This is a genomic window from Streptococcus sp. Marseille-Q0941 (assembly GCF_943736975.1).
Taxonomy (GTDB): Bacteria; Bacillota; Bacilli; order Lactobacillales; family Streptococcaceae; genus Streptococcus.
Window position 1 is genome coordinate 115,609 of the sequence record NZ_CALSFO010000007.1, and the last position, 25,411, is coordinate 141,019.

The following is a 25,411-nucleotide window of genomic DNA, read 5'->3' on the forward strand; positions in this document are numbered from 1 at the left end:
GAACATGTAGAACAATTTATGTTTATAGTATATTTGTATCAATGATGTAAGGTTGAATATGCATTCTAAGTTTTTCTGCTGAAATAGAGGCAAGATACTCATCTAAGTTAATTTGCTGTAATAAATTTTTAACAATAAAAGTCATTTCAGCTTTTTTAATATTTTCATCACTACAAAATTCATTAATTTGTCTAATGATTAAGTTCATAAAATGTTCACAAAAAAGATAGAAGCTTTTCTTATAAATTTCAAAACAATTATTGTTTTCTAAATACACTTTAATTTCTTTCAAAATGAATAACATATCTTCGCTATTTTTGTGTTCAAAAGATTGGACAATTGACCCCTTACGTCGATAATGAAAGTAAGTTGCATCAGGAATACAAATTAATTTAGAGGCTACAAGCATCGTCTTAATACTGAATAGTAAATCTTCAAATTTACGATTCTCAGGAAAAAATATATTATTGTCAATTAAAAATTGACGTAGGTAGATTTTATTAGTTGTTGATGGAACTATGTTTACATCAAAGTTATACTCTTTTGCCATTACCTTTATACTCTCTTCAGGCCCTAATTGTAGCAAAGTATTATACTTACACTTGTAGATTATATCCTTTATGTCGTCGTATTCACGTTTTAAAGTAAACATTCCAATTTCAGATGCACATTGCTCCATATACGTTAGACCTTTTTCTAAATAATCGTAGGAAATCCAGTCATCACTATCTATAAAGCATATGTATTTCCCACGAGCCATCCTTATTCCTAAATTTCGGGCTCCCCCTGCTCCTAAACTTTTCTTAGAATAAAAATAATGAATATCATATTTTTCTGATAAAAATTCTGAAGGTTGCTTTGATGCATCGTCAATAATGATGATTTCATACCTATCCCTAGAAAGCGTATTGATTTTGATAGAATCTAAACATTTCATTATTTGATCTTCGGTATCTTTCATTGGAATAATAATTGTAATATCCATAACTTTCTCCTAATGATAACTATTTATTATCACTAGTATACCATAGATTCATATCTCCCATATGTTTTCGATTATACTTTTCTTACTTTTTTATATTCTCAAAAACTTTTTGAACAGACTCATAGAACTTTTTCTTCAATAACTAAATGTGTGGTATTATATCCATCAGCAATGACGCACCAAAAATGGTGCATTTATCTTTTTTATGTTATAATAGAAATAAATAAAAGGAGGAGTTACATGATTGGAGAAAATATAAAAACGTTACGTAAAATACATAAATTAACGCAGCCTGAGTTTGCAAAGATTGTTGGTATCTCTAGAAATAGTCTGAGTCGTTATGAAAATGGGACAAGTTCAGTTTCGACAGAATTAATAGATTGTATCTGCAAAAAATTTAATGTTTCCTATATCGATATTGTAGGGGAGGAGAAAATGCTCACACCAGTAGAAGATTATCAGTTAACATTAAAAATAGAATTGATAAAGGAACGAGGAGCGAATATCTTAGCGCAACTTTATCGTTTTCAAGATGAACAAGGAATTGCATTTGATGATAGTTCTAATCCTTGGGTTCTAATGAGCTATGATCTTTCTGATTTGATTAACACGAAGATTTATCTTGTTGCAACTTTTGAGGATGTAGAGCGATATAATGGTTATTTGGATGGCATTGAACGTGTGCTAGAACAAGCTAGTCATCTAGTGGTGGCTTAATGAAATTAGATAAATTTAGCCAGGATGACTTTATTAAAGCCTCTAATCGACTCGTTCGTTCTTTAACTCGTGGAAAAACAACTTCATCTCAGCCCAAGGCTATTTTGCTTGGTGGACAGAGTGGTGCTGGTAAGACAACGATTCATCGTATTAAACAAAGGGAATTTCAAGGAAATATCATTATCATTGATGGAGATAGTTATCGCTCTTTTCATCCGAACTACCTTGGTCTACAGGAAAAGTATGGTAAAGATAGTGTGGATTATACCAAAGTATTCGCGGGACAAATGGTTGAATATCTTGTAGATGAGTTGAGTAAGCAAGGTTATCATTTATTAATCGAGGGTACCTTGAGAACAACCGAAGTTCCTCGGAAAACAGCACAATTATTGACAACTAGAGACTATCAAGTCTCACTTGCACTAATTGCAACTAAGCCAGAATTGTCCTATCTCAGTACTTTGATACGTTATGAGGAGCTCTACGCCATAGATCCTAGTCAAGCGAGAGCGACTCCCAAAGAGCACCATGATGGAATTGTAGAACATTTGGTTGATAACTTACGGGAGTTAGAAAAGGCTAAACTTTTTAGACAAATTCAAATTTATCAAAGAGATCAATCGTGTGTTTATGATTCGCAAGTAGACGGAACCTCAGCAGCAGAAGTTCTACAAGAATGCCTCTTCGGAAAATGGAGTAAGGTGGAGGAAGAGATGTTGAAGTTGGGACAGGAACGGTTGAGAGAGCTGGGGGAAATTGATAAGTGACGAAGGGATAATTTATGAGTACATTAAAAAAGCAATTTATTTCGATGAATCATCAGCAATGGATTTTTTACAGATTGAATCCAAGGGAAAAATAACGAAAACAACTGAACTTATGACAACATTTGAAATGGTGTGAATTTTTTGGTAAAATCTAGCTCAATTCGTGTATTTTTAGGGTAAAATTCACACCATTCAACTGAAATTGATTCAAATTAGATGAAATTCTGTTTTCTGTAAATGTTGGAAAACATTGATTTTAAGCGGATATTGAAATCTATTCAAATAAAAATGTTTCCAACCAGGTCTTAAGAAAGCTCGTAAAGCATCACAATTCTCAAAACGTTAATCAATACGATTATATCAACGTTTACAGACATTCAAGAATTATCTCTTGGATGTCTTTTTTGTTTCAAAAAATCAAAGTTCACCCCAAAATTCACCCCAATAGTATTTGTCTTATACAAATTCTTCCTAGTATAAGTTCAGTATGATATAATTAAATACGAATAATATAAAGGAGTTATAAATGAAAATAGGAAAAGGCATCAATTGGATTTTGATTCTGTTGAGTTGCTTAATTGCTATAGCGCTGATAAGTTCTTTGTTCTTCTTTAATCATAAGAAGCAAGATGCAGAAGCGGTAAGTACTACAACAGAACAGGTTTCTACTACTAGTGCGACAACGATTAGTACGACAACCACTAGTTCAACGACTTCTCAAGATAGTGTGACGACTACGGAGGAAAAACTTTCGACACAAGAAGAGCAAGCGCATGCTAAATCACAAAAAATAGATGAGCAAGCCATTCTAAATGGTGATTTCTCAACTCTAGTTGGAACATGGAGAAATGGTTTGGGCCAAGAGTTTACATTCGATAAAAATGGATTAGTAAACAGTGGAAACATTGAAAAATCGAGCATAGGTAACGATGGAAGTATTAACTTTAGTGTTAGAACTGGTAATACAGGATTTGGTATGATTATTTATCCTGCGGGGACTACTATGAAATGGGTTGATTCTGATCCAAGTAAAAATAGGCTTATTGCTGGTCAAGCTGCTCCAACGAGTTCGGAACAAGTTTTTTATAAAGTAGATTAAATATTCCAACCATCTCATCAAATTTGAGATGGTTTTCTTCTTTATTTGTAAGTCATGATCATGTTATGAAGATGAAGCAAGCATGCTTTAACATTAGATTTTTCCACTAGACATTTGTCTACTTTTTTTATATAATAAAACTAAACCAAAATGGTTTAGTTTAAAAAACAAACTCAACTGTCAATTAAACTTTCTAAGGAAATATTCCCAATTAAAGAATCATACTAGGAGGTAAACCATGTACCAACCAGAAAAACTTAAGGCTAGGAGAAAAGAGCTGAAATTAACACAAAAAGAGATTGCAGAGCAGCTTGGGATTAGTTTTCAGGCTTATTCAGCTTGGGAACGTGGAGTCAAGGAGCCTTCTAAAGAGAAGGTTGCTCAGTTAGAGAAGATTTTAAAAGTACCAAAAGGTTATTTCACCCAGATCGAAATTGTCCGTCTCTATAACAGCCTCTCTAATCAAGGAAAAGAGAAGGTTGTGGTTTATGCTCGTAATCTGGCTCAAGAAGAACAAGCCAAGAAGGTGACAGCCATGCCAGAAAAACTTTTCGAGTATCATGTCTATGAATGCATGTCAGCGGGGATTGGGGCTTCGGTTTATGATGATCGAAACTTTGATACGGTTTATTTCAATGAAGAACTGGCTCATGATTTTGCATCCTGGGTATCAGGGGATTCTATGGAGCCCAAATATCAAAATGGTTCAGTGGCTCTGATTCGAGAGACCGGATTTGATTACGACGGCGCGGTCTATGCAGTGGTTTGCAATAACCAGACCTATATCAAACGGGTCTACCGAGAAGAGGATGGGTTGCGTCTGGTCTCTATCAATCCCCAATACAAGGATATTTTTATCTCTTACGAGGAAGATCCACGGATTGTGGGTATTATCGTAGGTAACTTTGTACCCATGGAGGGATAGTCTATGGGCTACTTTGATTATTCCAGAGAGCCCAAAAGTGATATTGCCTTTGTCGATATGAAGTCCTTTTATGCCAGTGTTGAGTGTGTAGAAAGAGGACTTCATCCCCTCAAAACCTCCCTTTGTGTCATGAGTCGGGCGGATAATTCTGTTGGGCTTATCCTTTCCTCCTCGCCTATGTTCAAAAAGGTCTTTGGTAAAGCAAATGTTGGTCGTGCCTATGACCTGCCCTTTGATATCAAGACGCGCAAATTTTCCTACTATAATGCTAAGAAGCAGGGCTTACGGACAGACCCAACCTATGTGAAATTTATCGAAGATTGGGCTCGGGTGACTGTCATTGTTCCTCCTCGGATGGATAAGTATATCGCAGTTAATATGGAAATCCAAGGAATCTTTCAGAACTATGGCAGTCCAGATGATATTTATCCTTATTCAATTGATGAAGGATTTATTGACCTGACCAGTTCGCTCAATTATTTTGTCCCAGACCAGCAGATTTCTCGTAAAGATAAGTTGGACATGCTTTCTGCTCGTATCCAGAGGGATATCTGGCGGCAGACCGGGATTTACTCTACAGTCGGTATGTCGAATGCCAATCCCCTGCTTGCTAAGTTGGCCTTGGATAATGAAGCCAAGCACACACCGACTATGCGAGCCAATTGGTCTTATCAGGATGTGGAAGAGAAGGTCTGGTCCATCCCAAAGATGACTGACTTTTGGGGGATTGGGCATCGGATGGAGAAGCGCTTGAATAGTTTGGGAATCTATTCGATTAAAGAGCTGGCTAATAGCAATCCTGATGACCTGAAGAAGGAACTTGGCCAAGCTGGACTTCGCTTGTGGTTTCATGCCAATGGGATTGACGAGAGTAATGTTCATAAATCCTATAAAGCCAAATCTCATGGCTTGGGGAATTCGCAAATTTTACCGAGAGACTATATCAAACAGCGAGATATCGAAATTATCCTTCGAGAGATGGCTGAGCAGGTGGCTATCAGACTTCGACGGGCTAGAAATAAGACGACGGTGGTGTCTATCCATCTTGGATTTTCAAAGCAGGAACAAAAACGCTCCATCCATACCCAGATGAAGGTGGAGCCGACCAATAATACCAGTCTGTTGGTCAGCTATGTATTGAAATTATTTCATAGCAAATACACTTCTGGGGCCGTCAGAAGTGTTGCTGTTAGTTATTCAGGATTTGTGGACGAATCCTTTGGTTTAATTTCTCTTTTTGATGATGTGGATAAGCTAGAAAAAGAAGAAAGGCTCCAGACCGCCATTGATTCCATACGAGAGCAATTCGGCTTTACTTCTCTCTTGAAGGCGACTGCTTTAGAGGATGCGTCGAGAAGTATTGCCAGAAGCAAGCTCATCGGAGGGCACTCTGCTGGAGGATTAGATGGATTAAAATGATTGATCGCTCTTATTTGCCCTTCCAATCCGCAAGGGACTATCAGGATCCAGGCATGCAGAAGTGGATGGGCTTTTTCTTATCGGAGCATACGAGCTCACTCGGTGAAGAAAAAAAACGTGTTGATTTGTCGACCGATTTGAATCAAGTCGAAAAGTTGTTGCTACTTTCCCAGCTCTACGTCGGGCGACTAAAAGGTTCTTTTGTGGTCAAGGAGAAAAATCATAAAAGCACGATATTGGGTGAAGTAAGAGAATTATCTACCGAAGAAATCTCTCTTAGAACTGATGAAGGCTATCGCCTAATAAGGGTAGATGACATTCTCACAATCCAACTTTATCAGGAGGAAGTTGATGACTAGAAAAGAGCTCTATGAAAACAAATTGCAGATGGATTATTTTTCGAACGACTACATTCGTTTTGAGGAAGATTTTCAAAAATACTCTGCCATGAATGTACCCCTGACTTTTCTGATTGACGACATTCTGCGAACCATGGCTATCAACCAAAAGAACTACTTTGTCTTGAATAAGGAAAATGCCAAGGATGGCAGGGAGCATCGGTTTTATTTTAGGGTCAGGATGGATTCAGAAGATTCAAAAATAAGAGAATTTAAATATAAAAATAAAAAATAGCTAGCATAGGATGATATTTATTTGAAAAAAATGTTATTCTATAATAAGAAATATGAAAAAGTAGTGAGATAAGCATAAAATGAATGAATTTATAAATAGTATCATTGAGGGTGATACATTGGAGATTATGTCTAAGTTACCAGATGATTCAGTAGATATGTTGTTAGTAGATTTACCTTATGGTACGACACAAAATAAATGGGATAGTATAATTCCATTAAACAAATTATGGAAAGAATACAGGCGAATAGTAAAAATTGATGGCGCGATGATTTTTACCGCATCGGGTCTATTTTCTGCTAACTTAATGCTTTCAAATCCAAAAGAATATAAGTATAAAATAATTTGGGAAAAATCTAAAGCTACTAATTTTTTAAATGCTAAAAAGCAGCCTCTGAGAAAATTTGAGGAGATACTGGTTTTTTATCGGAAGCAGCCAACATATAATCCTCAAATGCGACAAGGAGAAGCCTATGACAAGGGAACTAGAAAAAAACAATTGACAGGTTCATATGGAGATTTCGATCCTATACATGTAAAAAGTGATGGTGATAGATACCCAACAGACGTAGTGTATTTTAAAACAGCGGAATCAGAAGGGAAGGTTATACATCCAACTCAAAAGCCTGTTGAATTGGGAAGATATCTTGTTAGGACATACTCAAATCCTGGTGATGTAGTTTTAGATAATACTTCTGGTAGTGGTTCGTTTTTGGTTTCAGCTGTAATGGAAGGGAGAAATTTTATTGGTATTGAGAAAAATGAACATTCTAAACTATTTAAGAATAAAGATATAGATTATATTAAAGAATCAATTAAGAGAGTTCAGGATGCGTATAAGATATTGGATAAAGAAAAAAAATTAACTATATTGAAAAAAAATATACTTAAGTGAGGCTAATTATGGGATTTTTAAGGTCAAATGAACGCAGTGAAGCGATTGAGTTAATAAAAGAATCTCAATCATTATTTGAAAATAATGATTTTATATTCAAAGAAGCATCAGGAGAGCAATCTTTAGGAAGAAATGGGAATGATGATAAGGGAGCTAATGTTTTATTTCCCGATGTACTATACTACACTGATAAGTACCAAAATCAGGTGGCATTAGGCTGGGAGTTAAAAATGCCAGACACAGATATTAATGATGATGAATTTTATAAAAATGCTGTTGATAAGGCGGATAGACTAAATACAAATGCTTTTGTACTTTGGAATTTTAGACAGGTTAAAGTCTTTTATAGAAATTCGGGAGATGCTTGGTCAGAAAGTGGTAGTTGGAATGATTTAATTGATAATCATACACGAGACGATGTGATAAAAAATCGTAGTCAATGGAAAGAATTGCTTAAAGATGTAATTATTCACCTTAATTCCCTTTTTAGAGATGAAATCGTAACTACTGTTCCAGTTCTAAAATCAGCTGAGAGTATTGCGAAAGATATCTCAGAGGTGTATTCTCAAGAGTTGGCTGATTACTACAGACAATTAGGTGATAGGAAGTTATTAGCAGAGATAAGAAAGTGGTATGATACAGAATTAATGGAATTTAATGCTGTAGATAGTAAGAATATTTCCGACGAGATGAAAACAAGGGCTTTTGCAAAAAATATTTTGCTAAGTTGGGTAAATAGAATCACCTTTGCCAATTTACTGAAAAACAATCAAAATATAGTTTTTGAGGCGCTTCGAGTTTTACTACTAGATGACAAAACATTTGTTGATATTCAGAATATGTTCAATAAGGCAACAAAAGAGTCTGATTTTTACACGATTTTAAGCTGTCGGGATATAGATATATGTTTATCACCTGAGTCACAAAAGGTTATTAGACAGTACGCTTCTTTCTTGTATAATAAGAATTTTGCAGATATTGAACAAGAGGAATTTCAAGATACTTTAGAATCTATTATTGACTTGTCTAAGAGAGAGTTGATGGGATTGTATACTACTCCAAAGAAGCTAGCTACTCTCTTAGTAAATTCAACTGTAGAGAACATAGATTCACAGGTATTAGATCCATGTGTAGGTTCGGGTACTATTGCTAGTTCGGCTTTGAAGTTACTATCAGAAGGTGGAGACTTAAATAAAGCACATAACAATCTTTGGGCATCAGATAAGTATCGATTACCTTTACAGGTGGCAAATATCTCCTTGTCTTCTAAAGATAGTTTAAATTTACCAAATCAAGTATTCCAAAGGGATTTATTAAGCTTACGGACTGGTGAAATTATAAAAATAATAGACCCTTCAGATGGTAGCGTGATAGAGAAGCAATTACCAGAGTTTGATTATGTAATCTCAAATTTACCATTTATAAGGAATGAGAGATTACAAAAGGACGTGATAGAAGTAGAACATTTACATGCGGTTAATAAGTATTTAAGTGATAAGGGGATAGAAGAAATAAGTTTGAAATCTGACTGGTATTACTTTGGCATTTTAGGGATTGAGCGTCTATTGAAGAACGGGGGAATCGCAGCTGTTATAGTTTCTAACTCATGGTTAAAAACTAAAAGAAAAAATAATTTTATAAATATTTTATTTCAATTATTTGAAGTGCAAAAAGTAATAATATCTTCAAACGGACGTTGGTTTAGTAATGCTGATGTAGTAACAGTAATACTTGTACTGAAAAAGAATTCTACAATAGGTACTCAAAATACGAAATTTATTAAGTTGAATACTGATATTAAGCTATTATCAGAGGAAGAAATCCTCAAAGTTTCAGATTCATTGCTGATAAATGATAATAATAATTTTCTTGATATCATGGAATACACGAAGTGTGAAATCCAAAGGTATATTAGTTCAGGTTTGTCTTTAAATATTCTTTTTCATGATATTAAATGGTTTGATAGTATTTTAGATGTAACAGTCCCAATGAGTAGTATGTTTGAAGGAAAAAGAGGAACAAAATCAACCAATGATGACTTTTTCTATGATATTTTAGAATCAGAAAAAATTGAAACAGAGTATTTGTTTCCCTTGTTAAAGAGTCCATCAAAAATACAAGGATATTTTGCGTTCGCTGACTCAAATGTTTTTGTTGTTACAGAAGAAAGGTCTAATGTAAAAGTCGGTGCTCAAAACTATATAGAAAAATTTGATAATATACCTAAAACTACTTCTCAACAGAAATTAGACTTTTGGTATAAATTCCCTAAAAAAGTTAGTGGGGATTTTGTAACATCTCTCAATCCAGATCAAAGACTATTTTGGTCAAGTGTCTCATCGGATTTACTGATTAACCAGAGATTGACAGTGTTTAAGTTGATAGATCCTAATCTTGATAAAGAATTAATTCATGCATTATTAAACACATTTTTTGGTCAATTTATGATTGAAGCAACAGGATTTGGTAGAGGTTTAGGCGTTCTAGATACAACAAAAGAGGGAATATTAGACGGCTTGATATTGGATCCAAAACAGCTATCTTACAAAGCTAAGGAAAAAATAATTAATTTATGGAGAAAACTATCAGAAAAAGAAGTACCAAATATCCTAGATCAATTATATGATAATGATTGGATAGAATTTAATAAGTTGATTCTTAAAGAATATGGTAAGGAGGATTTGTGGAGAGATATTGCTTCAACACTTGAGAAATCAGTGAGAATGAGATCAAGTGTAAAAAATTGAACTAATTATTGCTTTTTAGTTAATAAATTAGAAAAAAATACGCTATTTTATAATTCACAATAGTGGAGACAGCGACACCATCGCGGCTATCTGTGGAGGACTTGCGCAAGCCTACTATGGCATTCCGACTCCGATCAAAAACCAAGCTATGGCTTATTTGGATGATCGCTTAGTAGAGATAGTAGAAACTTTTGAAAGCACCTATCCCTTCTAACCGAATAAATAATAGGTCGTGAGGAGTGCGAAAAAATCAACTAGGATATCGAGTACCAGATAGCTTATAGATATAAGCTAAATAAGGTCAATTTCCAGCCATTCAAGAGCTATTTCTTGAATGGCTTTTTGTTTGTAGTTTAAAAGAAATTGAGCTATACCAATTTTTATTCTTGACAAGTTAAAGAAACAATTATATACTGTTTTTGCTGATTCCGTAAAGCGAGAATTAGACTATACCAATTTCGATAAGGAGAAAGCACAGCCTATCTGTGTCGTATATACTATGTGTGGAATTGTTGGTGTTGTTGGAAACACAAATGCAACAGATATTTTGATTCAAGGGCTTGAAAAGCTCGAATACCGTGGTTATGATTCTGCGGGGATTTTTGTCCTAGGTGGTGCTGAAAGCCATTTGGTGAAAGCTGTTGGTCGTATTGCCGAATTGTCTGCTAAAACTGCTGGTGTTGAGGGGACAACTGGTATTGGGCATACTCGTTGGGCGACTCACGGAAAACCAACAGAAGACAATGCTCACCCACACCGCTCTGAGACAGGACGTTTTGTCTTGGTGCACAATGGGGTGATTGAAAACTACCTTGAAATCAAGGAAGAATACCTTGCGGGTCACCACTTCAAGGGACAAACAGATACAGAAATCGCCGTACATTTGATTGGGAAATTTACCGAAGAAGACGGTCTCTCAGTTCTTGAAGCCTTCAAAAAAGCTCTTCACATCATCCGTGGTTCTTATGCCTTTGCCTTGATTGACTCTGAAAATCCAGATGTTATCTATGTGGCAAAAAACAAATCACCACTCTTGATTGGTCTTGGGGAAGGCTACAACATGGTCTGCTCTGATGCCATGGCTATGATTCGTGAGACCAACCAATACATGGAAATCCATGACCAAGAGTTGGTGATCGTCAAGGCTGATAGTGTTGAAGTGCGAGACTATGATGGACATCGCCGTGAGCGTGCTAGCTACACTGCTGAACTTGACTTGTCAGATATCGGTAAGGGAACTTACCCTTACTACATGCTCAAGGAAATCGACGAGCAACCAACGGTGATGCGTAAGTTGATCCAAGCCTACACAGATGAGGCTGGTCAAGTAGTGGTAGATCCAGCCATCATCAAGGCTGTTCAAGAGGCTGACCGCATCTACATCCTTGCAGCTGGGACATCTTACCACGCAGGGTTTGCTTCTAAGAAGATGTTGGAAGAATTGACAGATACGCCAGTTGAACTGGGAATCTCATCTGAGTGGGGCTATGGTATGCCACTTCTCAGCCAGAAACCACTTTTCATCTTTATCAGTCAATCTGGTGAAACAGCTGATAGCCGTCAGGTTTTGGTTAAGGCTAATGAAATGGGAATCCCTAGCTTAACTGTAACAAACGTGCCAGGATCAACTCTTTCACGTGAAGCTAACCATACCATGCTCCTTCACGCGGGTCCTGAAATCGCAGTGGCTTCAACTAAAGCTTATACAGCGCAAATCGCAGCCCTTGCCTTTCTTGCAAAAGCAGTCGGAGAAGCAAATGGCAATGCTAAAGCACAAGCCTTTGATCTGATTCGTGAGTTGTCTATCGTGGCTCAGTCTATCGAATCAACTCTTTCTGATAAAGAAACAATCGATGCTAAAGTTCGTGAGCTTCTTGAAACAACTCGCAACGCCTTTTACATTGGACGTGGTCAAGACTACTATGTAGCTATGGAGGCCAGTCTCAAACTCAAAGAGATTTCTTACATTCAGTGTGAAGGTTTTGCGGCAGGAGAACTCAAGCACGGGACTATTGCCTTGATTGAAGAAGGAACGCCTGTTTTGGCCCTCTTGTCAGACCCAGTTCTTGCTAACCACACTCGTGGGAATATCCAAGAAGTTGCTGCCCGTGGCGCTAAGGTCCTCACCATCGCAGAAGAAAATGTTGCTAAAGATACAGACGACATCGTCCTTACGACCGTACACCCTTACCTCTCACCAATCTCAATGGTCGTGCCAACTCAATTGGTCGCTTACTTTGCAACCCTCCACCGTGGACTTGATGTGGATAAACCACGGAATCTTGCTAAGTCTGTAACAGTAGAATAAGGAAACTCTATTCCTAAACTCCAACTTTTCTTGTTAACCTAGCAAAATCTTGTTATACTATAGAAAACTAGTGAATAGTGAAGTATAAGGAGATTGGAGTGGAAATAAAAAAGGGGAAAATTTCATCTATCATAGGGATTCTGTTTGCCAGTTCATTTTTGATTCGAACTGTCGTGATTCATCAAATGAGAGCTTCAAAGAAACAAGAGAGTGAAAAGATTGCTGCAGTTCAAGAATTTATCAAATCCCAAGAACAGGCAGAGTCAGACAAACAAAAGGATACTTTTAAAAGTATTCTTGGGAATGGATCAGGAACTTCTGAACCAGGACCTAGCTATGAAAAAACCATATTTGTGAATCAACAATACAATATTGGTGTTCGAGACGGTGCCTATTATCTCGTAACAATCAGTAGCAAAAAAGAACTCCTGCTAGAAGGGGTCGATAATGCCTATGCCCTAGCTGTTAAGAATGAAGATAGAAACAAACAAGAAGTTGCTATGGTTGTTCATAAAGATGGAGTTTGGCATGTTATAAATGAGGAAGGGGAAATCACGAAAACCCTTGACCGACAATATATAACAGCTCATACCAAGCTTGTGGTTAAAAATCAAACACTTGATTTTGAATAATGTGATTGGCTCATGATTTTTGAGAAAAACAGAGATTTATAAAAACCTCCTAGATGTTTTCTAGGAGGTTTTTAAAATTATAAATCTTGCATGGAAATCTTATTGAGTTCGTTGACAACTTGCAAGATAGATAGGCGACTGATATTAATCACTAACTTGTCTTCAATATCTTTGATATCAAAGTTAGAGATGATAGCATCGTAGTCACTGTCCATGATTTCTTCAATATTTAGGGTTTCTTTATCCCATGTTTCATACTGGATATTATTTGAAGTATGGAATTCATAGAGAGAAATCAAGAACTCTGTATGGGCAAAGTCATACTCACTGAGGACTAGGACCTTGACTTTCTTTTTGTGCTCAAATAACTGGTCTGTAAGGCCCTCAGCGTGGGTGAATAGGGTGTAGATCAGATGAGAGAGAGCAGGAGTTTTGTCTTTTTGTCCCATAATATTCTTGTATCGCATCATTTCAAAGACCGTTGCTTCATAAAATTTAGGGAAGAATTTTTTAATCTTTCCAAGAGTATAATCTTTATTTTGTGAAATGATTGATTCAGAGTTGATTTCTCTTCTCTCAAGCAAGGCAGTGTTGTGCAAGTTCCAAATCAAGGTATCTGTATTTGAAAATTGAACGCCAAATCTACGAGTCAAGTTATCCAGGATGTCTCGGGCAGCATGGTAGGAACGATCAACTTGTTCGTAAGACTGACGAGCAGCTAGGAAATCTTCGACTGTGAAGAAAAGACCAGGCTCAGCAAAAGGACTGAAAATCTGATTGATGGTTTCAGGAGTGACTTCGATGTTCAGACCTTGAGCCAATTCTTGTAACTGAGACTGAAAATCAGGCAGCTGGTCATAGATAGGGCTTAACCAGGAAGTGGTTTGTTTTGGGAAACGAACAAAATATCCTCTCTTCATTCGATGTATATCAACAGTCGCCTGTGTTCTGATTTGATAGAGGTTCTGATATTTTGCAGGGAATTTTGCTAAATTTATGAAGAAAGAGACGAAATCATTTATATTTTCTTCCTTAATCTCCTCAAAAGGCCAATCCAGAAAATTATAAACTTCGTGGAAAAATTGGGAGAAGAAAAAACGAATATCTTTTTCATCTCCAATGATAGATATTGGGGTTACCTTGAGCTTGAAGCGGTAGGTTCCATCGAGTGTCTTATTGATATCCGCAACCTTCTTTCGCAAAGAAGGAAGGGAAATATCCAAAGATTCAGAAAGATGCTCATAGGTAAAGGGACTGTCCAAAAGGAAGAAGGCTTTTAAAATTTGGAAATAATCAGATGTTTGTAAAAAATATTGGTAAATTCGCTCGATACCATTATTTTTCGTATTTACCATCATTATCCCCGCAGTTGAGTGTCGGATATCAAAATCAGGGAAGATTTCACGTAATTCTTTAATATCACTCTTAATGATGCGAGCGTTGTATCCAATGGTTTTAGATAAATCATCAAGATAAATCCAATCAGGATTTTCGAACAAATACTCTAAAATCTTTAGTTGCCTTTGCTCTTTTTGGCTGAGTAATTCTCTCATTATAAATAAACTCCCGAAGTAATGTTAGAATGATTAAAAAAGAAAATAGTCGGAGATTGTCAGAAATAGTACATAAAAAAGTCATAAGAGAGATTTGAAATCTATCGAAGAGGGGTGATACTTAATAAGTAGTTCTTACGAGTCTTCAATCTATTTACGATACAAACGATCGTATTGGTAGTATGGATCAAAGGTTATGTTGATACCTAATTTGCGAAGGACATTCTTATCTTCATCGGTCAAGATGATAGTTGAGTGGGCTTCACTTCCTTTGAGATTACCAAGTTCTTCCATGGCACGCGCAGCGTCAGGATTTTCCATAGCTGTAATTGCAAGAGCAATAAGAATCTCGTTAGAATGAAGCCGTGGATTGTGACTACCTAAGTGATTGATTTTCAAACCTTGGATCGGTTTCACCACTTCTGGTTCAATCAATTTTATTTCGGCATCGATGTTAGCTGACTTCTTGATAGCATTGATCAAGGCAGCGGCTGTTGGACCAAAGAGTTCTGAGTTCTTCCCAGTGACGATTTCACCAGAAGGCAACTCAAGAGCTAGAGCAGACCCACCTGTTTCTTCAGCTTTTTGTCGCGCAGCTACAGCTACCTTGCGGTCTGCTGGAGTGATACCAAGGTCGTTCATGAGAAGTTCAATTTTCTTGACAGCAGATTCAGCAACTTTTTCAGCTTTAAAATCGAGAACTGTTTGGTAGTAGCGACGAATAATTTCTTGTTTTGATGCTTCAACTGCAGCGTCGTTATCAGTGATTGCAAAACCAACCATATTTACACCCATGTCAGTTGGAGATGCATAAGGAGATTCACCCAAGATACGTTCGAGCATACGCTTGAGGACAGGGAAAATCTCGATATCACGATTATAGTTGACGGTAGTTTCTCCGTAAGTTTGGAGATGGAATGGGTCAATCATATTGACATCGTCAAGGTCTGCCGTAGCAGCCTCATAGGCTAAGTTGACCGGATGGTGGAGAGGTAGATTCCATACTGGGAAGGTTTCAAACTTAGCATAACCAGATTTGATACCATTCAGTTGGTCGTGGTACATGTTAGACATACAAGTTGCCAACTTACCTGAACCAGGTCCAGGAGCCGTCACGACAATTAAATTGCGACTAGTTTTGATATAGTCGTTTTTACCCATACCTTCAGGCGAGATGATATGGTCCATATCTGTCGGATATCCCTTGATTGGGTAGTGAAGATAAGAGTCAATCCCATTTTTAGCTAATTGGTTACGGAAGGCATCCGCTGCAGGTTGACCAGCGTATTGTGTGATAACAACAGAACCAACAAAGATTCCCAATTCGTTAAATTTATCAATCAAACGAAGCACTTCTTGGTCGTAAGAAATACCCAAGTCACCACGAGCTTTTGAGTGCTCGATATTGCTAGCATTAATGGCAATTACAACCTCAACTTGTTCTTTCAACTCTTGCAAAAGTTTGATTTTGTTATCTGGCTCATAACCAGGAAGGACACGGGCAGCGTGGAAGTCCTCCAACATCTTACCCCCAAACTCCAAGTAGAGCTTGCCGTCGAATTGGTTAATACGCTCCAAAATATGGTCGCGTTGTAAATTTAAATATTTTTCAGAACTAAAAGCTTGTTTTTTCATTTTTTTACCTCTATTTTCTATTATATAAAAAAAATAGAAGATAAGAAACTAGAGAGTCATAAAAGTAAGAAAAAAGATAAAGCAAACGCTTGCACAAACAAGAAAAAAAGTCTATCATAGACCATAGATTATTAAAATAATGAGGTAAGAAGATGCAAGAAAAATGGTGGCATAATGCAGTTGTCTATCAAGTCTACCCTAAAAGCTTTAAGGATAGTAATGGAGATGGTATTGGTGATTTGCCTGGAATTACGAGCAAGTTAGATTATTTAGCTAAGCTGGGAATCACAGCAATTTGGCTTTCACCAGTTTACGATAGCCCTATGGATGACAATGGTTATGATATTGCCAATTATCAAGATATTGCTTCTATCTTTGGAACCATGGAAGACATGGACGAGCTGATCGCTGAAGCTAAAAAAAGAGATATCCGGATTATTATGGACTTGGTGGTCAATCATACCTCGGATGAGCACGCTTGGTTTATCGAGGCGCGTGAAAATCCTGGTAGTCCTGAGCGAGACTACTATATCTGGCGTGATGAACCTAACGAATTGGAGTCAATTTTCAGTGGTTCTGCCTGGCAATATGACGAAAAGGCGGGTCAATATTACCTACACTTTTTCAGTAAGAAACAACCAGACCTCAATTGGGAAAACGAAGAGCTCCGTCATAAAATCTATGAAATGATGAATTTCTGGATTGATAAAGGGATTGGTGGATTCCGTATGGACGTCATCGATATGATTGGCAAGATTCCTGATCAGAAGATTGTCAACAATGGTCCTATGCTCCATCCCTATCTCAAGGAGATGAACCAGGCGACTTTTGGGGATAAGGATCTTTTGACAGTAGGGGAAACATGGGGGGCAACGCCAGAAATTGCCAAGCTCTACTCTGATCCGAAGGGTCAAGAATTGTCTATGGTCTTCCAGTTTGAACATATCTGTCTTCAGTATCAGGAAGGGCAACCTAAGTGGCACTATCAAAAAGAACTGAATATTGCTAAGTTAAAAGAGATTTTCAATAAATGGCAGACAGAGTTAGGAGTTGAGGATGGCTGGAATTCCCTCTTCTGGAACAACCATGACCTTCCTCGTATTGTCTCTATCTGGGGAAATGACCAAGAATACCGTGAAAAATCTGCCAAAGCCTTTGCAATTTTGCTTCATTTGATGAGAGGAACACCTTATATCTACCAAGGTGAGGAGATTGGGATGACCAACTATCCATTTGAAACACTGGACCAAGTAGAAGATATTGAATCCCTCAACTATGCGCGTGAGGCTCTTGAAAAAGGCGTTCCACTAGAGGAAATTATGGATAGTATCCGTGTCATCGGACGTGATAATGCCCGTACGCCTATGCAATGGGATGAAAGCAAAAACGCTGGTTTCTCAACAGGCCAACCTTGGTTGGCAGTTAATCCAAACTACGAAGAAATCAACGTTCAAGAAGCGCTGGCAAATCCAGATTCTATTTTCTATACCTATCAGAAACTCATCCAGATCCGTAAAGAAAACAGCTGGTTGATTCGAGCTGATTTTGAATTGCTTGATACAGCTGATAAGATCTTTGCCTATATCCGTAAGGACGGTGACCGCCGCTTCCTAGTTGTGGCTAATTTGTCCAATGAAAAACAAAACTTTTCAGTAGAAGGAAAAGTTAAATCTGTCTTGATTGAAAACACTGTGGCTCAAGAAACAGTTGAAAAACAGGTCTTGGCTCCATGGGATGCTTTCTGTGTGGAAATGACTGACTAAAATGAGCAAACCTCAAGCTTTTGAAGCTTGAGGTTTTTGCCAAGGATTGTATTGAAAAATCTTTAAAAAATATTTGTTAGAATTTTCTAAAAAATCTGGCGAAAGTCCTTGCTTTTATGAAAAAATAGGGTATAATGGTGAAAACACTATCTTTAAGGAGATTACTTATGAAATCGAAAAAGTGGCTCTTAGGAGCAGGTGCTGTTTTGAGTGCGGCCCTTCTGTTAACCGCTTGTGGACAAAGTGAAAAAAAGGCTGATGCTCCCAAGACATTTTCTTATGTCTATGCAATAGATCCATCATCTTTGGACTACAGCGTGACGAGCAAGAGCTCAACTTCTGACGTTATAGCCAACGTTGTCGATGGCCTCTTGGAAAACGATAAATACGGGAACTTGATTCCGTCGCTTGCAGAAGACTGGTCCGTTTCTAAAGATGGCTTGACCTATACCTACAAACTTCGTAAGGGTGTGAAATGGTATACTTCTGAAGGAGAAGAGTATGCTGAAGTCAAGGCCCAGGACTTTGTTACTGGTCTGAAACACGCAGCTGATGGTAAATCAGACGGCCTCTCTCTCCTTCAAGATTCTATCAAGGGTTTGGCTGCCTACATCAGTGGAGAAAGCAATGATTTCTCTACTGTAGGAGTGAAAGCTGTTGATGATTATACGGTTGAATACACGCTCAATAAACCAGAAAGTTTCTGGAACTCTAAAGTTACAACTGCTACCATGCTTCCAGTAAATGAAGAATTTTTGAATTCTAAAGGGAGCGACTACGGTGCGCCAGTACCATCAAGCATTCTTTATAACGGACCTTATTTCTTGAAATCATTGACTTCAAAATCAGTCATTGAGTATGAAAAGAATCCAAACTATTGGGACAAGGACAATGTTAAGATTGACAACATCAAACTAACCTTCTATGATGGTTCTGACCAAGAATCCTTGATTCGTAGCTTTACACAAGGTGCCTATACAACAGCCCGTCTCTTCCCAACAAGCTCAAACTTTGAGTCAACTAAGAAAGAGTACGGCGATAAGATTGTCTACAGTCCACAAGAAGCGACAAGCTACTATCTCACTGTTAACGTAAACCGCCAGTCTTACAATAAAACAGCTAAAACAGACGAAGCTCAAAAAACATCAACCAAAGAAGCTCTTCTCAACAAGAACTTCCGTCAGGCCTTGAACTTTGCCCTTGACCGTCACTCTTACACGGCTCAGTTGAATGGCGAAGAAGGTGCGGACAAGATTATCCGTAACAGTCTAGTACCTCATGACTACGTTCAAGTGGGTGAAAAGACCTTTGGAGAGTTAGCTCAGGCGGAGCTCGTTTCATATGGAGATCAGTGGAAAGATGTAGCCCTTACAGATGGCAAGGATACGATTTACAGTCCTGAAAAAGCTAAGGCAGCCTTTGCTAAGGCCAAGGCAGAATTGCAGGCTAAGGGTGTGACCTTCCCAATCCGTTTGGATGTTCCAGTTGAACAGACCGATGTCATTGCCGTTCAACAGACTAACTCACTCAAGCAGTCTATCGAGTCAACACTTGGTACAGAGAATGTCATTGTCGATGTCCTTCAAATGACCGATAATGAGAAAATGAGCATTACATCTCAAGCCAAGGTTCCAGCACAAAAAGACTATGACTTGAACGGAACTGGTTGGGGACCAGACTATCAAGACCCAGCTACCTACCTAAACATTCTTGATGCTAAGAAGGGTTCTGCCCTTAAACACTTGGGTATCACTCGCGGAAAAGATCCAGAAGTGATGGCTCAAGTTGGTCTGGATGAATACAAGAAACTCTTGGATGATGCTGCATCTGAAACAAGCGACCTCAATAAGCGTTATGAGAAATACGCTAAAGCTCAAGCCTGGGTATCGGATAGTTCGCTCTTGATCCCAGTTGCTTCTTCAGGTGGTTCTCCAACCGTGAGCCGTACAGTGCCATTTACAAAAGCCTACTCTCAGGTTGGGATCAAGGGTGATCCATTTGTGTTCAAAGGTTTAGAGTTGCAAAATGATATTGTAACCGCTAAAGACTACGAAGAAGCTCTCAAGAAATGGCAAAAAGAGAAAATTGAAACAAATGCCAAGTACCAAAAAGAGTTAGCCAACCACGTTAAATAATCTGTACAATACTGAAAGAAATCCAGTTTTTATGCGGGGTTTCTTTCTTTTTTTCGTCTTAGTGACGGGTAGCAAAAAATTAAATAACTTTACTTTTAGGATAAAATTTGATAAAATAATCTTATGTTATAAAACCTAACATATAAGGAGAAGTCGAATCATGAAACTCAAAAAACGATTGATTGGAGCGGGCTTAACGCTAGCTGTTGCAGTCTTATTGACTGCATGTGGGAAATCGGCAACAGATGCTAAAACCTACTCGTCAACATTTGGTGCAGATCCAACAACCTTCAACTACCTTTTGGATTATTCTGGTGATAACACTGCTGTTGTAACCAACTTGGTAGATGGTTTGCTTGAAAATGATAACTATGGAAACCTTATTCCTGCTCTTGCAGAAGAATGGAGTGTTTCTAAGGATGGTTTAATTTATACTTACAAACTTCGTCAAGATGCTAAATGGTTTACAGCTGACGGCGAAGAATACGCTCCCCTTAAAGCACAAGACTTTGTAACTGGTATCAAATACGCTGCTGACAACAAGGGACAAGCTCTAGATTTGATTCAGAACTCTATCAAGGGTTTGGATGATTATGTAACAGGTGCTAATACGGACTTTTCAAATGTTGGTGTTAAAGCTATAGATGATTACACTGTCCAATATACTTTGACACGTCCAGAGCCGTTCTGGAACTCTAAAACAACTAATAGCATCCTCTTCCCCGCTAATGAAGAATTCCTAGCTTCTAAAGGTAAAGACTTCGGAACCTTGAAACCTGATAGCATTCTTTATAGCGGACCATATTTGTTAAGAGATTTTACATCTAAGTCATCTATTGAGTATGTGAAGAATCCACATTATTACGACCAAGAAAAAGTAACGATTGAAAAGGTAAAATTGGCATACTTTGACGGTTCAGACCAAGACTTGACAATCCGTAACTTCGAAAGTGGTGCTTACTCATCTGCAGGTGTTTATCCAAACAGTTCGAACTTTGCTAAGACCAAGGAAAAATACAAGGATAATATCGTTTATAGCTTGCAAGATGCGACATCTTGGTACTACAACTTTAACGTCAACCGTGGTGCTTATAACCACACTGCGAAAACAAGCGATGATCAAAAACAAGCAACTCAAGCTGCAGTTTTGAATAAAAACTTCCGCCAGGCAATCAACTTCGCCATCGATCGTACAGCTTATTCAGCTCAATCAAACGGAGAAGAAGCAGCTAAGAACACTCTTCGCAACACCCTTGTGCCTCCAACTTTCGTGCAAGTAGGTGACAAGACCTTTGGTGAGAACGTTTCATCTAAGTTGGTAAACTATGGTACACAGTGGGCAAATATGAATCTTGAAGATGCCCAAGATGGTTACTTCAACAAAGAAAAAGCGCAAGTTAAGTTCGCAGAAGCTAAAAAAGAATTAGAAGACCAAGGTGTAACTTTCCCAATTCATTTGGACTTGCCAGTGGATCAGGTTAATAAGACCTTGCTTGCAGGAACAAACTCAATCAAGCAATCAATTGAATCAACACTTGGTTCTGAAAATGTTGTGGTTGATGTTATCCAATTGTCGACGGATGATTATACAAATGCAACAGTTCAAGCTCCAACTCCAGCAGATCATGATTATGATTTGAACTTGGATGGCTGGTCAGCTGACTACCAAGATCCTTCAACTTACCTCAATCCTTTTAATGCTGAGGACGGTTTCTACCTCAAGATTTTGGGACTTGATCCAAGCAAAGACACAGCTAAGATTACTAGTCTAGGTTTGGACCAATATACTCAAAAATTAAAAACAGCAGATGCAGAAAATATAGACGTTGCTAAACGCTATGAAAACTATGCAGATGCACAAGCTTGGTTGATTGACAGTTCACTGCTAATTCCAGTTGTGTCAAATGGTGGTGGAGCATCAGTGACTCGTGTCACACCTTTCACACGTGCATACTCACTTGTCGGAATCAAAGGTACTGGAAGTAACTATAAGTACATGAAATTGCAAACCGAAGTCGTAACAACTGTTCAATTTGACGAAGCTAAAGCTAAATGGAAACAAGAGCGTAAAAACTCAGTCGAAAAGAGTCAAAAAGAATTCGAAAGTCATGTTAAATAATTAAAAAATAGAGCTTTTTAAGAGCTCTATTTTTATTTTAGTTGTTCTTTAAAAACATAAAATGTAGTAAAAATACTAATAAATATACACTAACTAAATACATTTTCAAAATAAAACGTTTCCTTGACTAATGTAGATAGTCTTTAGAGGTACTTTGTGATATAATTAAGTTAAAATGTTTTGAAGAGGTGTTCCATGAAAAGTAGACGCATAAAAAAAAGTAAATCTGGGAAATTTCAGCAAAGTTTAAATGTAGGTTTGTTACTAATCTATGTTGTTCTTGCTTCTTTTTTATTGTTTTTGATTTTTAGGTATCAGATTTTAGCGGTTAGCTATTTTAATATTATCTTGGCAGTCGTCTTAGTACTCGTAGCTTTATTATCCCTGTTGTTGATAGTCAAGCGAAAAGCTAAGGTTCTTACCCTGATAATTCTGTTGGTCTCAGTCTTGCTTAGTTCTGTAGCATTAGTAGCCGTCAATCGATTTGTTGGACTTGCCAATCAATTCAATGCAACTTCAAATTATTCAAGCTATTCTATGAGTGTGGCAGTACTTGCAGATAGTGAGATCGATAATGTTTCTCAATTATCCAGTGTAACTGCTCCAACAGGAACAGATGCTGAGAATATCCAAAAATTGATAGATGACATTAAGACAACTCAAAGCAAGGAATTGACAGTTGAGGAAGCTTCTTCTTACCTAGCGGCCTATAAGAATTTGTTAGACGGAGAAAGCAAAGCAATTGTCTTAAATGGCGTTTTTGAAAATCTGATTGAGCAGGAATATCCTGACCACGCTAAGAAGATTAAGAAAATCTATACCAAGGATTTGACTAAGAAAGTGGAAGCGCCTAAGGTAGCTACAGGAAATTCTTTTAATGTCTATATCAGCGGTATTGACACCTATGGTCCTATCAGTTCTGTTTCGCGTTCAGATGTCAATATCATCATGACAGTGAATCAAGATACTAAGAAGATTCTCTTGACGACAACTCCTCGAGATGCCTATGTCCCTATTGCTGATGGTGGAAACAACCAAAACGATAAGTTGACGCATGCGGGTATCTATGGTGTAGATGCTTCTATCCATACCTTAGAAAATCTTTATGGTATCGACTTGAACTACTATGCCCGTCTCAATTTCACTTCTTTCTTGAAGTTGATTGACCTTCTCGGAGGCGTAGATGTATACAATGATCAGGAATTCACATCGCGTCATGGACAATACCATTTCCCAGTCGGAAATGTTCATTTAGATTCTGAACAAGCTTTGGGATTTGTGCGTGAACGTTATTCACTTGCGAATGGTGATGGTGATCGTGGCCGTAACCAACAAAAAGTCATTGCGGCTATTATCCAGAAATTAACCTCGGCAGAATCACTAAAAAACTATGATAGCATTATTCAAAGCTTGCAGGATTCAATTCAGACTAATATGCCACCAGAAACAATGGTAAGTCTTGTCAATACTCAATTGGCAAGTGGAGGGAAATATACTGTTACCAATCAAGATCTGAAAGGGACTGGCCGTATGGGTCTTCCGTCTTACGCTATGCCAGATAGCAACCTTTACATGTTAGAAGTTGACCCAATAAGCTTGGAAACTGTTAAAACGGCCATTAAAGATACCATGGAAGGAAAATAAGATGATTGATATACATTCACATATTGTTTTCGATGTTGACGATGGACCTAAAAATAAAGCTGAGAGCAAGGCTCTTCTTGAGGAAGCTTACGCACAAGGTGTTCGAACCATTGTTTCGACCTCTCATCGTAGAAAAGGGATGTTTGAAACACCAGAAGATAAAATTGCAGCTAATTTTAGCGAAGTGAAACGGTTGGCGCAAGAAATTGCGCCGGATTTGAAGATCGTTTACGGGGCTGAAATTTATTTTTCAAGTGACGTTTTAGAAAAACTTGAACAGGGTATCATACCAAAACTCAATGGAAGTCGTTATGCTTTGATTGAGTTTAGCATGAATACACCCTACAGAGATATTCATAGCGCTTTGACCAAAGTTCTCATGTTAGGGATTACACCTGTGGTTGCTCATATTGAGCGCTATCACACCTTGGAAAACGATGAGAAAAAAGTAAGAGAGCTCATCAATATGGGCTGCTATATGCAGATTAATAGTTCGAGTGTATTAAAACCACGACTATTTGGTGATGCCTACAAGTTTATGAAAAAACGTGCTAGATACTTCTTGGACAAAGATCTAGTACATGTAGTGGCTAGCGATATGCACAATTTGGATAATCGCCCACCATATATGAGAGAAGCTTATGAACTCATTGCTAAAAAATACGGAGCAGAAAAAGCTCGTGAACTGTTTGAAATAAACCCATCAAACATTATAAATGACCAACTAATTTAGGAGAAATGATGAAAGAACAAGAAAAATTTGAAATTGATGTATTTCAATTGGTAAAAGTGCTTTGGAAACGAAAATTCCTCATCGTCTTAACTGCAATAATAGCAGGTCTAGTAGCTTTTGCCTATAGCTCGTTTGTGATCAAACCTCAGTATACCAGTACTACCCGCATCTATGTTGTTAATCGTAATCAAGCAGATAAGCCTGGTTTAACCAATCAAGATTTGCAGGCTGGTACTTATCTGGTAAAAGACTACCGTGAGATTATTCTCTCCCAGGATGTACTTGAAAAAGTGGTGGCTGATCAAAGTTTAACAATTGATGCAAAAACTCTTGGGAAAAAAGTTTCAGTAACAGTTCCTGCAGATACGCGTATCGTATCCATCTCAGTTCGAGATGGTAAACCTGAGGAAGCGAGTCGGATCGCCAATGCGCTCAGAGAAGTAGCGGCTCAGAAAATCATTTCTGTAACAAGAGTATCGGATGTAACCACACTTGAGGAAGCAAGACCAGCAACATCGCCATCTTCACCAAACATTCGTCGCAATACAATGATGGCTACTATAGCAGGTATAGGATTCATTACGGTTATCGTACTTTTAGTTGAATTGTTGGATGATCGCGTGAAGCGTCCGGAAGATATCGAAGAAGTGATGCACCTCTCGCTTTTAGGTGTTATTCCAAATCTTGAGAAATTAAAGTAAA

Annotated in this window: 20 protein-coding genes; 17 read left to right on the forward strand and 3 right to left on the reverse strand. The window is 37.7% G+C overall.

Features of this window, described 5'->3' with window-relative positions; genetic code table 11:
* Positions 1 to 22: 22 nt before the first annotated feature.
* Positions 23 to 985 carry a glycosyltransferase family 2 protein gene (locus NGI26_RS07945; protein ID WP_251938528.1) on the reverse strand — a complete coding sequence of 321 codons (963 nt, stop codon included), beginning with the start codon at positions 983 to 985 and terminating at the stop codon, positions 23 to 25.
* A gap of 240 nt (positions 986 to 1,225) precedes the next feature.
* On the opposite strand from NGI26_RS07945, the gene pezA reads away from it, so the two are divergent.
* From pezA to NGI26_RS08000, 11 genes are all read left to right on the forward strand, one after another.
* Positions 1,226 to 1,702, forward strand: coding sequence for a type II toxin-antitoxin system antitoxin PezA (gene pezA, locus NGI26_RS07950; RefSeq protein WP_251938530.1), 477 nt, complete (start codon positions 1,226 to 1,228; stop codon positions 1,700 to 1,702).
* Complete coding sequence (gene pezT, locus NGI26_RS07955; RefSeq protein WP_251938532.1) at positions 1,702 to 2,469, forward strand: type II toxin-antitoxin system toxin PezT; 768 nt, start codon at positions 1,702 to 1,704, stop codon at positions 2,467 to 2,469. The genes pezA and pezT overlap by 1 nt, the downstream gene beginning before the upstream one ends.
* Positions 2,470 to 2,995: 526 nt before the next feature.
* A complete protein-coding gene (locus tag NGI26_RS07960) occupies positions 2,996 to 3,568 on the forward strand; it encodes a DUF6287 domain-containing protein (RefSeq protein WP_251938534.1) in 573 nt (190 codons plus the stop codon).
* Positions 3,569 to 3,806: 238 nt separating this feature from the next.
* A complete protein-coding gene (locus NGI26_RS07965; RefSeq protein ID WP_251938536.1) occupies positions 3,807 to 4,493 on the forward strand; it encodes an XRE family transcriptional regulator in 687 nt (228 codons plus the stop codon).
* A 3-nt stretch (positions 4,494 to 4,496) separates the two neighbouring features.
* Positions 4,497 to 5,912 carry a Y-family DNA polymerase gene (locus NGI26_RS07970; protein ID WP_251938538.1) on the forward strand — a complete coding sequence of 472 codons (1,416 nt, stop codon included), beginning with the start codon at positions 4,497 to 4,499 and terminating at the stop codon, positions 5,910 to 5,912.
* Positions 5,909 to 6,271 (forward strand): hypothetical protein, encoded by a 363-nt coding sequence (locus NGI26_RS07975; protein ID WP_251938540.1) that lies wholly within the window; start codon positions 5,909 to 5,911, stop codon positions 6,269 to 6,271. Before NGI26_RS07970 ends, NGI26_RS07975 begins: the two co-directional genes overlap by 4 nt.
* Positions 6,264 to 6,545 (forward strand): DUF5960 family protein, encoded by a 282-nt coding sequence (locus NGI26_RS07980; protein ID WP_251938542.1) that lies wholly within the window; start codon positions 6,264 to 6,266, stop codon positions 6,543 to 6,545. The genes NGI26_RS07975 and NGI26_RS07980 overlap by 8 nt, the downstream gene beginning before the upstream one ends.
* A gap of 79 nt (positions 6,546 to 6,624) precedes the next feature.
* A complete protein-coding gene (locus NGI26_RS07985; RefSeq protein ID WP_251938543.1) occupies positions 6,625 to 7,440 on the forward strand; it encodes a DNA-methyltransferase in 816 nt (271 codons plus the stop codon).
* A gap of 8 nt (positions 7,441 to 7,448) precedes the next feature.
* A complete protein-coding gene (locus NGI26_RS07990) occupies positions 7,449 to 10,187 on the forward strand; it encodes an N-6 DNA methylase (protein ID WP_251938545.1) in 2,739 nt (912 codons plus the stop codon).
* A gap of 499 nt (positions 10,188 to 10,686) precedes the next feature.
* Positions 10,687 to 12,495: a glutamine--fructose-6-phosphate transaminase (isomerizing) gene (gene glmS / locus NGI26_RS07995; RefSeq protein WP_251938547.1), complete on the forward strand. Its 1,809-nt coding sequence runs from the start codon at positions 10,687 to 10,689 to the stop codon at positions 12,493 to 12,495.
* Positions 12,496 to 12,593: 98 nt separating this feature from the next.
* Positions 12,594 to 13,127 carry a hypothetical protein gene (locus tag NGI26_RS08000; RefSeq protein ID WP_251938549.1) on the forward strand — a complete coding sequence of 178 codons (534 nt, stop codon included), beginning with the start codon at positions 12,594 to 12,596 and terminating at the stop codon, positions 13,125 to 13,127.
* Positions 13,128 to 13,204: 77 nt separating this feature from the next.
* On the opposite strand, the gene NGI26_RS08005 is transcribed toward NGI26_RS08000, so the two are convergent.
* On the reverse strand, positions 13,205 to 14,680 hold the full coding sequence (locus tag NGI26_RS08005) for an AcpB/EbpR/MafR family transcriptional regulator (protein ID WP_251938551.1): 1,476 nt from the start codon (positions 14,678 to 14,680) through the stop codon (positions 13,205 to 13,207).
* Between the two features lie 150 nt (positions 14,681 to 14,830).
* Positions 14,831 to 16,315, reverse strand: coding sequence for a DUF1846 domain-containing protein (locus NGI26_RS08010; protein WP_251938553.1), 1,485 nt, complete (start codon positions 16,313 to 16,315; stop codon positions 14,831 to 14,833).
* A gap of 152 nt (positions 16,316 to 16,467) precedes the next feature.
* Here NGI26_RS08010 and NGI26_RS08015 point away from each other — a divergent pair, with 152 nt between their 5' ends.
* From NGI26_RS08015 to NGI26_RS08040, 6 genes are all read left to right on the forward strand, one after another.
* Positions 16,468 to 18,078, forward strand: a complete 1,611-nt coding sequence (locus NGI26_RS08015) for a glycoside hydrolase family 13 protein (RefSeq protein ID WP_251938555.1) — start codon at positions 16,468 to 16,470, stop codon at positions 18,076 to 18,078.
* Between the two features lie 167 nt (positions 18,079 to 18,245).
* On the forward strand, positions 18,246 to 20,213 hold the full coding sequence (locus tag NGI26_RS08020; protein WP_251938556.1) for a peptide ABC transporter substrate-binding protein: 1,968 nt from the start codon (positions 18,246 to 18,248) through the stop codon (positions 20,211 to 20,213).
* A 160-nt stretch (positions 20,214 to 20,373) separates the two neighbouring features.
* Positions 20,374 to 22,332 (forward strand): peptide ABC transporter substrate-binding protein, encoded by a 1,959-nt coding sequence (locus tag NGI26_RS08025; protein ID WP_251938558.1) that lies wholly within the window; start codon positions 20,374 to 20,376, stop codon positions 22,330 to 22,332.
* Positions 22,333 to 22,527: 195 nt separating this feature from the next.
* Positions 22,528 to 23,976 carry an LCP family glycopolymer transferase CpsA gene (gene cpsA, locus NGI26_RS08030; RefSeq protein ID WP_251938560.1) on the forward strand — a complete coding sequence of 483 codons (1,449 nt, stop codon included), beginning with the start codon at positions 22,528 to 22,530 and terminating at the stop codon, positions 23,974 to 23,976.
* A 1-nt stretch (position 23,977) separates the two neighbouring features.
* The gene (cps4B, locus tag NGI26_RS08035) at positions 23,978 to 24,709 is read left to right on the forward strand and encodes a capsular polysaccharide biosynthesis protein Cps4B (RefSeq protein WP_251938562.1); all 732 of its coding nucleotides are present in this window, start codon (positions 23,978 to 23,980) and stop codon (positions 24,707 to 24,709) included.
* A gap of 8 nt (positions 24,710 to 24,717) precedes the next feature.
* Positions 24,718 to 25,410 (forward strand): CspC family polysaccharide chain length determinant protein, encoded by a 693-nt coding sequence (locus tag NGI26_RS08040; protein ID WP_251938564.1) that lies wholly within the window; start codon positions 24,718 to 24,720, stop codon positions 25,408 to 25,410.
* Position 25,411 lies beyond the last annotated feature (1 nt).